Here is a 14,630-nt window from a genome sequence, read left to right on the forward strand (position 1 = left end):
GATAAGGCGGTGGGAATTAGAAGGAAAGGTTAACGCCGAGCAGGTAAGCCTTGCTGCGCGGGTAGCCGGCGTAGTCCACGCCGGGCGTGAGGGCGGTGCCGCGGCGGGTGTTCACCTCGGGGTCGAAGCCCGTGTATTTGGTCCAGGTATAGATGTTGTTCAGCGTGGCATAAATGCGGAACTGGCTCAGTTTGGCGCGCTGAATCAGGGCCTTGGGCAGGGAGTAGCCTAGGGTGACGTTGCTCAGGCGCAGGAAAGAGCCATCTTCCACGGCCCACGAGTGCGGCACGAGCTGGCGCGGGGCGGCCCAGATATTGGCATCCTTGTTCAGCGCATCCAGCGTGGCCACGTCGGTGATGGGTTGGCCCGTGTTCAGGTCGATGGTGCGGTAGCGGTTCTTCATCAGCTCCAGGCCGTTGGCAAACTGCCCGTTGGTGAGGTAGGTGGTGTACTCGATTTTGTTGTCGTTCCAGATTTTGTTGCCGTAGCTCCAGTTCATGAAGATGCTGGCATCAAAGCCCTTGTAGGAAAACTGCTGGTTGATGCCGCCCGTGTTCTGGGGGTTGGCATTGCCGATAACCTGGCGGTCGGCGTCGTTCACCGAGCCGCTGCCGTCCACGTCCTTCAGCTTCAGCTGGCCCGGCGATACGGCCGTGCCGATGATGGTGGCATCGGAAGCCACGCCGTCCTTCAGTATCCAAGTTTTGGTGGTGGTGTCGTAGCCCTTGAAGTCGGCAGTGGTGTAGAAGCCTTCGGTCACGTAGCCATACATCAGGCCCACGGGCTGGCCCACCAGCAGGGCGTAGTCGGCCGAGATGGCCGTGCTGGCCCAGCCGGAGTATTGCAGCGGGAACACCGCGCCGCCCAGGCTCTCCACCCGGTTGCGGTTGAAGGCGATGTTGGCGTTGGCCGTCCAGGAGAAATCGGGGGTGCGAATCACCGTACCCGACACCTGCAGCTCAATGCCGCGGTTGGAAGTGGAACCCACGTTGGCCAGCTGCCGGGTGTAGCCCGAAGTGGACGGAATAGCCAGCGGCAGCAACAGGTCAGTGGTCTTGTTGTAATAAGCATCGGCAGTCACCTGCAGGCGGTTGTCAAATAGGCTCACGTCGAGGCCTACGTTGGTCGAAGCCGTGGTTTCCCACTTCAGGTCCGGGTTGGCCAGGGCCACGGCCGAGGTGGCATTGGTCACCACGTGGTTCAGCGCGTACTGCGCGCCCGAGCCGAAATAGGTGTCGTACTGGAAGTCGTCGATGCGGTTGTTGCCCGACAGGCCGTAGCTGGCGCGCAGCTTCAGGTCCGTGATTTTGGTGAACTGCTTCATGAACGGCTCGCTCGAAATGCGCCAAGCCACCGAGGCGGCCGGGAAGTAGCCCCACTGCTTGCCGGGGGCAAACTTGGAGGAGCCGTCGGCCCGGAACGTGGCCGTCAGCAGGTACTTATCGCTGTAGGCGTAGTTCAGGCGGCCAAAGCCGGAGAGTAGGCGCGAGTCGACGGGCCGCCCGGTGGTGGATGCCGGCTGGATGGCCGTGGCCGAGGGCAATACGCCCTGGTTAATGTTGTTGAGTGCTTTTTCGGCCGTAATGGCGTCGGGCAGGAAGTTGGTCTGGATAGTCAGCGACTGCGTGTTCTGAATGTAGAGCTCGTGGCCAATCACGCCGTCGATTTTGTGTTCGCCCTTCTTAAAGGTGTAGGTCAGCACGTTCGAGTTGTTGAACGTGATGGGCTGGGCCGTGGCGATGGCTGCAGAGGGCTTGCCGGCCAAGGCACCGCGCACGTTGGGCGACTGCAGGCCGTAGAAGGTTTCGACGCGGTTGTTGTTGTTGTCGAAGCCCACCGTGGAGCGGAAGGTCAGGTTTTTGGTGAAGCTGTAGCTGCCGTAGCCGCTGATGTTGAACAGGCGGCGACGGTCGCGCTTGTACTCGTTCTCAATGGCAACCAGCGGGTTGATGAGCTGCGTGCTGGTGAAGAACGTTTCGTCCACAATTTCATCGCCGGGGGCAATGCCGTTGGCCAGCACGGCATCGATGGGCAGGTACTGGATGGCGCTACGCAGGCGTGAGGTGGTAGTGGAACCCACGCTGGACGTGCCGTTACCACTGATGACCTGGTCGTTAAAGCGCGTATTGAAGCCGAACCGGAAATTGTCCGTGGCCTTGGTGTCGAAGCGGAAGCTCACCAGATTACGCACGTAGGCCGAGCCCACCTGAATGCCATTTTCCTGGTTATTGGTCAGGCTCAAGTTGTAAGTCGTGCCCTTGCTGCCGCCCGATACCGACACGTTGTGGGTCTGGTAGAGCGCGTTGCGGCCAAACACCCGGTCCTGCCAGTCAATAAACGGCGCGTTCTTGTACTGAGTCAGCGTATCGCTGTTGTAGCGCGAGCTGCCGTAGCGCGACTTAAACGAGCTGAGGCCCGCGCTGCCCGCCTGGGCCGAACGCTCGAAGGAATATTCCAGGTAGTCGGCCGGCTTGAGCACGTCCAGCGTCCGCGTGATTTGGCGGATGCCCATGAAGCCATTGTAAGCCACCGAGGTTTTGCCTTCGCGGCCGTTTTTGGTGGTGATGATAACCACGCCGTTGGCCCCGCGTGCGCCGTAGATGGCCGTTGAGGAAGCATCCTTCAGCACGTCAATCGACTGAATATCCTGCGGCGAAAGCACCGACAGGGCATTTTCCACCTGCACCCCGTCCACTACATACAGCGGCGAATTGTCCTGCGTAACCGAACCACCGCCCCGCACCCGGATGCGGATATCGGCCCCGGGCGCGCCTTCCGAAGCCGTTACCTGCACGCCGGCCAGGCGGCCAGCCAGGGCCTCGGCGGCCGAGTTCACCGGTACGTCCTTGATTTGCTGGGCATTCACCGACGATACCGAACCGGTAACATCCTTACGGTCAATTGCCTGAAAACCAATAACTACTACGTCATCCAACTGCTTGCTATCAGCCGCCAGCGCCACGTTGATGGTCGACTGGTCGCCCACGGTCACCTGCTTCGATACATAGCCCACGTAGCTGAACCGCAGCTTGGTGCTGCCCTTGGGCAGGCTGATGGTATAGTCGCCGTTAACGCCCGTCGAAGCGCCGTTGGTGGTGCCTTCTACCAGCACCGTCACGCCCGGCAAAGTTTCGCCCTCGGCCGATTTCACAACGCCCTGAATCTGGCGGCTTTGCGCCGCCGCCAGCCCGATGCTCCCCAGGAGCAGCAGCCAGAGCAGGAGAAGATGTTTTTTCATCAGATAAATAAATTTGGGTGGGAGTTTTTGTTAATCAGTTGGTTAGCGCAGCGTGTCAAGGGGCACGGCGTCCATATCGGTGTATTCGCGGTTTTCGCCGGCCATGCCCCAGATGAAGGCATAGTTGCTGGTGCCACAGCCGGTGTGGATGGACCACGGCGGCGAGAGAATGGCCTGCTCGTTGCTCACCCAAAGCGGGCGGGTTTCGGTGGGCTCGCCCAGCAGGTGCAGCACGCGCTGGCCCTGGGGCATGTTGAAGTAGAGGTAAACCTCCATGCGCCGGTCGTGGGTGTGGCTGGGCATGGTGTTCCACACATTGCCGGCTTTGAGCTGCGTCAGGCCCATCACCAGCTGGCAGCTCTGGATGCCTTCGGCGTATATGTATTTGTAGATGGTGCGCTCGTTAGCGGTTTCCAGCGCACCCATTTGCACGGGCGTGGCTTCGGCCTGGGTGCGACGGGCGGTGGGATGCACCGCGTGGGCCGGGGCCGAAAGCAGATAGAACTTGGCCGGATTAGCCGCATCGGCACTGGCGAAGCTTACTTCCTGGCTGCCCATGCCCACATATAGGCAGTCCTGATTGCCCAGCTCGTACACCGTGCCATCCACCGTGATGGTGCCGGCCCCGCCCACGTTGAGCGCGCCCAGTTCGCGGCGCTCCAGGAAGAAGTTGGCCTTCAGCGACTCCGGGCAGGGCAGCGGCAGGGCCGCCGTGGTAGGCTGCGCGCCGCCCACCACCATGCGGTCGTAGTGCGTGTAGGTCAGCTCGATTTCGCCGGCCGTAAAGATGTTTTCAATCAGGAAATGCTCCCGGATTCCGCTCGTGTTGAGGGTAGCAGTTTCGCGGGGGCCAATGGCAAAGCGCTGAGTCATCAGGGTAATTATGAGTTATGAATTATGAGTTATGAATTGCTGCGGGAGTCGTTAAATCCGAGTGTAAAACTCATAATTCATAACTCACAATTCATAATTCTCTACCGCCCCATCCAACCGCCATCGACGGTGAGGATGGTGCCATGCACGTAGTCGGAAGCGGCCGAGGCCAGGAACACGGCCGGACCCTGGTAGTCGGTGGGCAGGGCCCAGCGGCCGGCCGGGATGCGCGAGAGGATGGCGGCGCTGCGCTCCTCGTCCTGGCGCAGGGCGGCGGTGTTGTCGGTGGCCACGTAACCGGGCGCAATGGCGTTCACGTTCACCCCTTGGCCGGCCCACTCGTTGGCGAGGGCTTTCACCAGGCTGCCCACGCCGCCTTTGCTGGCCGCGTAGCTGGGCACGTTGATGCCGCCTTGGAAGGTGAGCAGCGAGGCCGTGAAGATGATTTTGCCGCTGCCGTTTTTCAGCATCTGGCCGCCAATGGCGCGGGCGAGGCGGAACGGTGCGTCGAGGTTGATGCTGAGCACGGCATCCCAGTCCTCATCGGAATGCTCGACGGCGGGGGCGCGGCGGATGATGCCGGCATTGTTGAACAGAATGTCGATGACCGGAAAATCGGCCTGCACTTCCTTGATGAAGCCCTGCAGCTCGTCCAGCTTGCCGAAATCTGCCTGGTAGCCCCGATACTCGCGGCCCAGCGCCTGCACGGCCACTTCGGTTTCGCCGCCGGCGGGCATGTGCATGGATACGCCGATGATGTCGGCGCCCGCCTCGGCCAAGCCGAGGGCGATGGCCTGTCCGATACCCCGGTCGCAACCCGTGACGAGGGCACGCTTGCCGGCTAAGCTAAATGCAGAAGAGAATGCAGTCATAAAAAGGACGATGTTGAGACGATAAAGCAGCACCAACTCGCCTAAAAAAGCAACCGGGGCCGGTCCTGCTTCTTAAAGGTTTGGCGAAATCTCCGCGAAAAGCAAGAGTTGGACAATATTTTTTCGTGCAATCGTTGCCGGGAACGATGCCATGTGCCATAACCCACCCTATACTGTCGCTCAAAAAGGCCTTGCGACCTAAAAAATCAACAAACCGACACCAACTCAACTACCCGGCTCCGACACCAGCAATTATTGAACTTTACCAATAAATCAGCCTTTTGAACAGGCTGCCTACCCTTGCCGTAAATTACCGGCTTTATCAATCCAAAGCCCAAAAAAAGCCCCGGAAGCAGGCGCTTTGGAACAGCCAGACTCCCGGGGCTACCGGCAAATAATTGCAGAAATCAGCTTACTGCGGCACGCCCGGCACCCAGCCGCTCAGTACGGTTTCGCGGGTGTAGAAGGCGGCTTGCTGCGGCGTGAGCTGGTGCGACCAGAGGATGCGCGCCTTGGGCGCAGCCCCGGGGCCGATGGACTTAAACTCGCCGAAAAAAGCGTCCTGCTTATTACTTTCCTTGCCCCAATGGTCCCAGCCCTTGGGCGTGATGAGGTTGCTCAGCTCGCAATTGAGCAGCACGGTTTTGGCGGCGGGCTTCCAGGGGCGGGCCAGAAAAAGGGTGGCGGGAGCAGCCTCGCCCACAATCTTGCAGCGCTGGAGCACGAAGCCGTAGCGAATGCTGTCGGGCGTAGACGGGGCCATGATGACGGTGCCACCCGCCTTGCAAAACAGCGTGCAATCCTCGAACCACGCCGTGGCCGAACCCAGAATAAAATCGGTAGTGCCCTCGATGTAGCAGCTCTTATAATACTGCCGGCTGCCGTAGCCGTAGGGGTATAGTGTGTCGCGGGAGCCCAGGAAACGGCAGTTCTCGAACTGCGCTTTATCGCCGTATACCCACATGGCCGGCCCCTGGCCCACGGTGCCGGCGGTGTTTTCGAAGGTGAGGTTGGCGGCCGAAAAATCGTTGCCGAACACCCGGAAGCTGGCGGCCTCGGAGGTGCCCAAGGGTTCGCCGTTGGCGGGGGTGCGGCCGTTGTAGTCGTCATAGGTGAGCACGGTGGTGTTCACTTCCTCGCCCACCAGCCGCACGAAATTCTGCTTTTTGGCCAGGTTCAGCTTCTCTTTGTACACGCCCTTGCGGATGAAGATGGTGATGGGCGTGGTGCTGTTTTTGGGTACTGCATCGATGGCAGCCTGCACGGTGCGGTAGGCCTCGCTACCATCCTGGGCCACTACGAATTGCTTGGTTTGGGCAAAGCCGGAGCAGCTGAGCGATAACAGGAACAAGAGGAAAAGTGCGCGCATGGGTAGGGGTGGGATTGGGGAGGAGAAAGGCCGGCACGGGCAGCGCGTCCGGGCACTGCTAATTTATGACCTTATTCTCCACCAGTCCAAATCAACATTGCCCGAATCATTGTTCTTGCCTATTCGACCAAAAAATAAGTCAATTTTAGGGTTAAGACATTTCTCTTCCCGCACCCGAAAGCTGGTACTGATGGGCTTATGCTTCAGTCCGACGAGGCCAGGCATCGTTCCCAGTGCAGACTCCCGCATACTTCACGCAAGGTCACGCAGGGTTAAAAACACGAGGTCCCGCAGTGGCCCAATGGAAGGACAACACTGCGGGACCCTGCGTTTATTAACCCTGCGTGAAACCGCTCAGGCTCGGCCCTACCAGTAAATGGTATACAGCGTGGTGAGGATGACCAGAATAACGGCCGTGCCGATGGCAAAGCTGGGCTGCGGCTTGAACATGCTGCTGTCGATTTCCAGGCCGTTGGTTTTCACGCCGCGGCTCTTTTCGTACAGGCTGATGATAATCATCCCTATCACGCAGAAAATGAACACGAAACCCATCCGATCGAGGAAGGGAATTTCGTAGATGCCAGCGGAATTTTTGACGGCGAAACCGAACGGCGAGAGGAACGACAGGTTCATCAGGCCGGGCAGGAACTTGAGGAAAATCGAGAGCAGGAAGCCGCCGATGGTGGCAAAAAGCGCCGCGCTCGACGTCGTTTTCTTCCAGAAGAAGCCCAGGATGAACATGGCAAAAATGCCCGGCGACACGAAGCCCGTGTACTCCTGAATGTACTGGAAACCGCCTTTTTTATCGATGCCGAGGTGCGGCGCGATAAGCACGCCCAGAATCATGGCCACGACTACGGCGATTTTGCCGGTGCTCACCAGCGTCTTTTCGGAGGCAGTGGGATTGATGACTTTCTTGTAAACGTCGAGCGTAAAGATGGTGGCAATGGAGTTGGCTTTGCCGGCCAGCGACGCCACTACGGCGGCCGTAAGTGCGGCGAAGGACAGACCCTTCAAACCCACGGGCAGGATGTTGAGCAGCACCGGGTAGGCGCGGTCGGGGTTCAGCTCGCCGCCCGAAACCATGGCCTTGCCGAACTCGCCAAAAATATCCTGCTTATACAGCACGTAGGCCGCGATGCCGGGCAGCACCACAATCACGGGCATCAGCAGCTTAAGGAAGGCAGCGAATAGGATACCGGCGCGGGCGGTGGGCAAATCGGCCCCGAGGGCGCGCTGGGTAATGTATTGGTTGCAGCCCCAGTAGTTCAGGTTCACAATCCACATACCCCCGATTAGCACCGTGAGCCCCGGCAGGTCGATGTAGTTTTCGTTGTCGCGCTTGAAAATCATCTGGAAGTGGTCGCCGGCGTGCGTGGTCATCAGGTTGAAGCCGTTGAGGACGCCCGAGGAGCCGTAGTGCTCGGCTACCAGATTCAGGGCCAGGTAAGTAGTGGCCAGACCGCCGAGAATCAGGAAGAACACCTGAATAACGTCGGTAAAGCCAATCACCTTCATGCCGCCCAGCGTGATTACGACCGCGAAACCGGCCAGCATGTACATGCAGAACGTGAGGTTCAGGCCCGCAATGCTGCTGATGGCAATGGCCCCGAGGTAGAGAATCGAGGTCAGGTTGACCACAATGTAGAGCGCCAGCCAGAACAGGGCCATAATCATGGCCACCGTGCTGTTGTAGCGCTGGCTCAGGAACTGCGGCATGGTGGCGATGTTGTTCTTCAGGTACACCGGGATGAAGAACACGGCTACCACGACCAGCGTGATGGCGGCCATCCACTCATAAGTGGCAATGGCGAGGCCCATTTTGAATCCCGAACCAGACATGCCCACGAACTGCTCGGCCGAGATGTTGGAGGCGATGAGCGAGGAGCCGATGGCCCACCACGTCAGCGAGCCTTCGGCGAGGAAGTAGTCCTTGGAATCGCCTTCGAGGGTGCCGTCATGGCCGGTTTTGCGCCGGTAAATCCAGATGCCGTAGCTGGACACGATGATGAAGTAGACGAAGAAAACGATGTAGTCAATCGTGGCGAGCTGGTTCATTGAACGAGGAATGGGAATTTGGAGCGGCGCGACTGCCCGCACCGGCGGGCGCAGCGTGGCGAGGCTATGGTAAAGTAATGTTCCGGCAAAAAAACCGTTTCTGAAAGGAAAATCTTTGTTTTACCTGCGTAATCGTTTCCGAAACCGTTACCGATAGGCACTTGGCAAGTGAGCACTCACCAGCCTTCACCGCCCAAAACAAATCCGGCCGGGAAATTCCCGGCCGGCTTTAGTCGTCGCAATTATCATTCTGCTCTACTTGCCCAGCAGCCAGGTGGCCAAATCTTTGCCGGCTTGAAAATTCTCGAACGAAGCCGGGATTTTGCGGCCGTCGGTGTACTCATTATATAGCCACGGGTCGCCGAGGATAAATACCTTGCCCTTGCCCAGGCGGGCCGTAGCCATAATCACCTTGCCATTGTTAGTAACCAGCGGCTGGGCCGGTGCGGCCACCGACAGCACGGCCAGTTCCTTAACGTAGGCCGTAGTAGCGTTTTTGAACACGGCTTTGCCGGAAGTCAAATCCACTTTGCCCTGCTCGAACTGGGAGCCCTGCACCATGTTCACGCTCTGGTCGGTGAACTGCACGCCGAAGTTTTTGGCCAGCTCGTTGAAGTGCTTGATTTCGCAGTTGGCCGTGTCGTTGGCGAGGAGCACGAGGGTGCCGCCGCCCTTCACCCATTCGGTGATAACCTTGCTATCGGCGGGCTGCACGTAGTTGGGTTTGGGCGACTCTTTGCGCGAGTCCGGGTCGACGATGACGTACACGCTCAGGGACTTGAGGCTGGCAGCGGTGGGGGCCGTAGGCACGGCTACGGTTTTGGCGCCCAGCTCGCGGAACTGGTTGCCCCACAGCCAGAAGCCGCCGTGGGTGCGCTCCTCCCAGGTGTAGTGCCACTGCTCGGGCTCGCCGCTGACGGGGCTTTTGCGCATCTCGTGGTTGAAGAAATAGTCCAGGCCCACGGTTTTGCCCTGGCCGATGGCGTTTTCGGCGGCAATTTCCATCTCCGTGCTGGCCAGGATGAACGGGCCGACGCCCTTCAAGTCGTTTTTGCGCAGCGGCTCGGTGAGGTAGTACTCAAACGAGCCGTCGCGGTAGGGCTTGCCGCCCAGGCCGCCCACGCTCACGGTGCCGTTGAAGGCCAGCGCGCCGGTGGGCTCCGTGCTCACGAAGGTTTTCAGCAGGCCGTCGTAGCCTTTGCGGGCCACTTCGGCGTATTTTTTATCGAGGTAGCCCATTCGCACGCCCTTGGCCAGGGCGTACACGAACATGCTACTGCCGGAGGCTTCGGCGTAGTTGCCTTTGCGGCCTTCCTGGCCCATTACGAGACTCCAGGTGCCAGTTTTGGCGTCCTGGTACTTGGCCAGCGCGGGGGCCAGGCGTTGCAGGGCCTTGATGAGGGCGGGCCGCTGCGGGTGGTTGGCGGGGAAATAATCGAGCACATCCACCAGTGCCATGCTGTACCAACCAATGCCCCGGTCCCAGAAATTGGGGCTCTGGCCGGTGGTTTTATTGGCCCAGGCCTGCTCCTTGCTTTCGTCGTAGCCGTGGTAAAGCAGGCCGGTTTTGGCATCAACCAGATGATTTTCAATCAGCGCAAACTGCTTGGCCACGTCGTCAAGCCCGGCGGGCTGGTTGAACAGGCGGCTGTACTCGGCGTAGAATGGCTCGGCCATGTACAGGCCATCGAGCCACATCTGGTTGGGGTAGGTTTTCTTGTGCCAGAAGCCGCCTTCCTTGGTGCGCGGCTGGGTATCGAGCTGCTTGCGCAACACTTGGGCAGCCTTCACATACTTGTCGTTGCCGGGCACCGACATCTGGCTCAGCAGCAACAAAGCGTGGCCCGTGGTCACATTGTCAAGCTGAAATTCATCGGCCTTATAGGTGCGGATGCTGCCATCCTTCTGCACAAACTGGTCGAGGTCTTTCTGAATGTAGGTGAAGTATTTCGCGTCGCCGGTGCGCTGCCACACGCGCTCCAACGCCTTCAGCATCAGCCCCTGCTCGTAGTCCCAGCGGGCCGTTTTGCGATTGCCGATAACGATGGAATCGGGACTCCAACTGATGAAGGCATCGGCCATACGCTGGGAATACGGCACCGTTTGGGCCTCCGCCGTTGGGGATAGAAGTGGAAGAGCTAGGAATGGCAGCAGGAATCTTTTCATGTAATTCAAATTTTGTTTCACGCAGTGTCTCGGGGTGTTAAACCGCAGGGTTTCGCAGTGTCGTTCGTGAGGTGGGAGCACTGCGAAACACTGCGTGAAAATAGAACTAACGATTAGCGACGCTGACCGTTTTCTTGGACACTTTGTCGCCCAACTGCACGTCTTTCTTGGCCAGTTTAGTGTTTGTATTCACCAGGCGAATATCCTTGCTGCGGTCGCCGGTTACCCGGAGCAGCAGCTCCGCGCCGTTGGCGTATCGGATGCCGTCGAGCGTGATGTTGCGGCTGTTCTGCACCTCCATCACGGGCATGGTTTCGGTCGAGAGCAGAGTCACGTTTTTGAGGCGAATGTTCTCCGCTTCCTGGCACAGCAGGCCTTTTTTGCTTTCGAGCACCGCGTTTTCGATGCTGATGTCCTTGATGCTCATCTCGGGCAAACCCCGCACCAGAATTCCCGTGGTGGCCCCCTTGCAGGTAATGTTGCGAATGCGGAAGTTCTGGAACTGCGGCGTACCCGCGTTCAGCGGCTGCGCGGCAATGACGGGCGGCGCGGTGCTTTCGCCGGCCAGCGGCACGGGGTCCTTAGCCGCGTAGTACATGTCGAACAGCACAGCCTCGCCGGCAATGTCGGTCATGTCCACGCCGTCCACGAAGATGTTCTCGACCACGCCGCCGCGGCCCCGAGCCGTTTTGAAGCGCAGACCTACGTCGGTGCCGATGAAGGTGCAGTTGCTCACGTACATATTGCGCACGCCGCCCGACATCTCGGAGCCAATCACGAAGCCGCCGTGGGCGTGGTACACCCGGCAGTCGCGGATGATGAAGTTTTCGGTGGGCACGCCGCGCTTGCGGCCTTCCTCGTCGCGGCCCGACTTGATGCACAGGCCGTCGTCGCCCACATCAAACGTGCAGCCTTCCACCAGGCCGTTGCGGCACGATTCGAGGTCGATGGCATCGGTGTTCTGGCCGTACCAGGGGTTACGGGCTGTCACGTTGCGCACGGTGATGTCCTCGCACAGCAGCGGATGAATGGTCCAGGCCGGCGAATTCTGAATAACGAAGCTTTCCAGCAGCACCTGCTTGCAGCGCGTGAGGCTGAGCATGTTGGGCCGCAGGAAATCCCGGATGTCGTCAAAATCGGCGGGGTTGAGGCTCTTGCGCGGGGTGCCGGCCGCCGCCAGCATGTTGCCCTTCAGCGAGGCGGCCGAGGGATACCAGTAGTCCTTCTTCTCGCTGAGCACGCCGCCCGAGGCCACCAGCTTCTGCCACTGGCTTTCGTTGAGCTTATTCTTTTTCACGGGCCGCCAGGCATCGCCCGCGCCGTCAAACGTGCCGTTGCCGGTGACGGCGATATTGGTCAAATCCACGCCTGAAATCGGGGCCTGGCTGCGGATGGCCTCCTCCCCTTCCCAGGTCGTTTTGATGAGCGGGTACAGGCTGCGGTCGGCCGTGAACTGCACGAGTGCGCCGGTGGCCAAGTGCAGGTTCACATTGCTTTTCAGTACGATGGGGCCGGTGAGCCACAGGCCGCGCGGCACCAGCACGGTGCCGCCACTCACGGCGCAGGCCTCAATGGCCTTGCGAAAAGCCTCGGTATTGAGCGCCTGCCCGTCGGCCACGGCCCCGTATTTGACCAGGTTGAAGGTGTCCTTTTTGAACATGGTTTGCAGTACCACGGGCAGGTCGGCGGTGAGCTTGCCGTCATACACGGTGCGGCTGAGGTGGCTGGCCAGCGCGAGGTGCTGGGCCTGCACGTCCTCGGCCACCAGCTGGGCTACGCGGGTGGCGCCGTACTCCGAGAAGTGGGTGTTGTCGTTCTTGGCCGGGGCCACGGGGTTGGGCTGGTAGTAGCCGTTGAGGTAGCTCCAGAACAGCGGGCGGGTGCCGGTTTCGCCCATCGCCGAGTACATGGCCCAGCTTTTTTCGTGCAGGTCGATGAGCGGCACTTTCTGGGCTTTGGCTACTTCGCGCACCACGCCGGGGTACTCGCCGTGGTCGTCCTTGCGCTTGCCATTGTCATCAAAATAGCGGCGGCCCACCGGCGTGAGCAGCACGGGGTTCGCGCCTTTGGCTTTGGCTTCCTGCACAAATTTGGTCAGGAGCTGGCGGTACAGCGTCTGGGCCGGGGCTGAGCGGACGCTGTCTTCCACCTTCGAGTCGTTGTGGCCGAACTGGATGAACACCCAGTCGCCGGGCTTGAGGTCCTGCAGCACCTTGGTCCAGCGGCCTTCGCGCAGGAAGCTTTTGGTGCTGCGCCCGTTCACGGCGGTGTTGCGGATGACCACGCCGCCGTCGAAATACTGGCCGAATTCCATGCCCCAGCCGCGCTCTGGCTTGGTGAGGTCGGGCTTGTCGGCCATGGTGGAATCGCCGACCAGGAAAATCTGGGTTTTCGGGGCATCGGCCGGGCGAAAGGCTGCCGTGAGGCAAGTGGCCAGCCCTGCCAGCAACGCGACCAAGGTTGATTTCATCGGAGAGAAGAAAGAGTGACACGGACCCCAAACGGGCCACGCAGGCAGTATCGCCCTATACAATATTAGGCCGCTTCCGGACCGTTGCCCCCCTGTTCTCACCCGCTGAGGCGCTTTTTTTTGCGCAATCGTTGCCGGGAACGTTCTCGCATGGGCCAATGACGGCGGGCGAAAAGCTCAAAGTCCGGTTCTGGTGCGCAAAATCCGGCCGCGCCTCATCGGCAACCATCGGTTGATAACGTTCCCGGCAACGATTGCGCAACTAAAGTCGTCCTAATCCTTTGTTTTTGGTGATTGAAGCCACAGATTGCAGGAGTAATATCCCGCTTTAACTGTTTAAATTTACCCCAACGCAACGCTTCAACCTTCCATTTCAATCCCCAATCCCAAACCAATGAAAAAGAATCTACTTTCCACACTATTGCTATTAGGCGGCCTGGGCCTGGCCGAAAAGGCGGCGGCCCAAACCCCAGTGTTCGTGCAGTGGCCGCTGAAGCGTAATGCCAGCGACAGCGCGGCCGTGCGCTCGGCCGGTGTTACGGCGGGCACGCCCACCTTCAAGCGTTACGTCATCTCCAACGGGCAGGTACCCACCGGGGCAGCGGCATTTGCCCCTTACTCCAGTGTTGGGCAGGCATTTGGGGTTCAGGCCGATGGTAGCGGCTGGAGTTCAACGGCCCCGTCGACTGGTCCTGGCAGTGCTCCTAAGCGTATTTATTACGAGCAGTTCACGTTCACGGCCACGGCGGCGGCGCAAGTAGACTCGGTCATCTTCAGTGCCGCAGTAGCTAGCTCCGCCAATGGAAAAGTAGCCGTTGTGTATTCCCGCAGCAACTTCGCTACTGATTCGGCGGATGTAACGGGTGGCAAAGGCCCCAACGGGGCGCTGCCGAGCACCGCCAATGCTACGTTCGGATTGAGTTCCACTGGCGGAGGCGTCAATACAGCCGTCAACGGGGCTTTGCTTCCGCAGTACGTCATCGGCGCTCCAAACTCAGCCACGACTTTCCGCCTGGCGCTCAATGGTGCCACTGGCTTGGCCGTGCCTTCGGGACAAACCCTGTCTTTGCGCATCTATTTCGGCGTAGGGAGCACCGGCATTGGTCGTTACGTGCTACTGCGCAACTTTACGGTTAAGAGCAAGCAGGCGATACTGGCTACCCGTGCAGGCCTGACCAACACCAGCCTGGCCGCCTACCCCAACCCCGTACAAAACCGCCTGAGCGTGCCCCACACCGCCGCCAGCCGCGATGCCCGCGTGACGGTATTCAGCACCACCGGTGCCCGCGTGGCCAGCTTCAGTGCCCAGCCCGGCACTACTGAGACGGCCGTGGACCTGAGCAGCCTGAGCAGCGGCCTCTACTTGGTAGAGTACGCCGACGGCGGCCAGCGCAGCAGCGCCCGCATCACCAAAGAGTAGCACCCTACTGCTTAGTTATGGCAAGGCGTCTCCGGTTTGACCGGGGGCGCTTTTGCTTTTTGGGGCAGGCAGCGGCCTCATCGCCAACAGTTACCGTACCGCCAATAACCGGCCGCCCGCGCTACACTAAAACGGACTGATGCTCCCCGGCATCGTTGCCGGGA

The 14,630-nt window shown here is 59.9% G+C and carries 8 protein-coding genes; 1 reads left to right on the plus strand and 7 read right to left on the minus strand.

Annotation, left to right across the window (positions count from 1 at the left end):
* Positions 1-16: 16 nt before the first annotated feature.
* From ACVWYF_RS04840 to ACVWYF_RS04870, 7 genes are all read right to left on the minus strand, one after another.
* On the minus strand, positions 17-3,238 hold the full coding sequence (locus tag ACVWYF_RS04840; protein ID WP_457065199.1) for a SusC/RagA family TonB-linked outer membrane protein: 3,222 nt from the start codon (positions 3,236-3,238) through the stop codon (positions 17-19).
* A gap of 42 nt (positions 3,239-3,280) precedes the next feature.
* A complete protein-coding gene (kduI, locus tag ACVWYF_RS04845; protein WP_457065201.1) occupies positions 3,281-4,111 on the minus strand; it encodes a 5-dehydro-4-deoxy-D-glucuronate isomerase in 831 nt (276 codons plus the stop codon).
* Positions 4,112-4,212: 101 nt separating this feature from the next.
* Entirely contained in the window at positions 4,213-4,983 is a 771-nt protein-coding gene (gene kduD, locus ACVWYF_RS04850) for a 2-dehydro-3-deoxy-D-gluconate 5-dehydrogenase KduD (RefSeq protein ID WP_457065203.1), read from the minus strand.
* A 412-nt stretch (positions 4,984-5,395) separates the two neighbouring features.
* Positions 5,396-6,352: a pectinesterase family protein gene (locus ACVWYF_RS04855; RefSeq protein ID WP_457065205.1), complete on the minus strand. Its 957-nt coding sequence runs from the start codon at positions 6,350-6,352 to the stop codon at positions 5,396-5,398.
* Between the two features lie 366 nt (positions 6,353-6,718).
* On the minus strand, positions 6,719-8,410 hold the full coding sequence (locus tag ACVWYF_RS04860; protein ID WP_457065207.1) for a sodium/sugar symporter: 1,692 nt from the start codon (positions 8,408-8,410) through the stop codon (positions 6,719-6,721).
* A 255-nt stretch (positions 8,411-8,665) separates the two neighbouring features.
* Positions 8,666-10,576, minus strand: coding sequence for a glycoside hydrolase family 88 protein (locus ACVWYF_RS04865; protein WP_457065209.1), 1,911 nt, complete (start codon positions 10,574-10,576; stop codon positions 8,666-8,668).
* Between the two features lie 106 nt (positions 10,577-10,682).
* On the minus strand, positions 10,683-13,046 hold the full coding sequence (locus ACVWYF_RS04870) for a glycosyl hydrolase family 28 protein (RefSeq protein ID WP_457065211.1): 2,364 nt from the start codon (positions 13,044-13,046) through the stop codon (positions 10,683-10,685).
* A gap of 394 nt (positions 13,047-13,440) precedes the next feature.
* Between ACVWYF_RS04870 and ACVWYF_RS04875 the strand changes: the two genes are divergently transcribed.
* Positions 13,441-14,466 carry a T9SS type A sorting domain-containing protein gene (locus ACVWYF_RS04875; RefSeq protein WP_457065213.1) on the plus strand — a complete coding sequence of 342 codons (1,026 nt, stop codon included), beginning with the start codon at positions 13,441-13,443 and terminating at the stop codon, positions 14,464-14,466.
* Positions 14,467-14,630: the final 164 nt, after the last annotated feature.

This window comes from Hymenobacter sp. UYAg731, assembly GCF_054061335.1.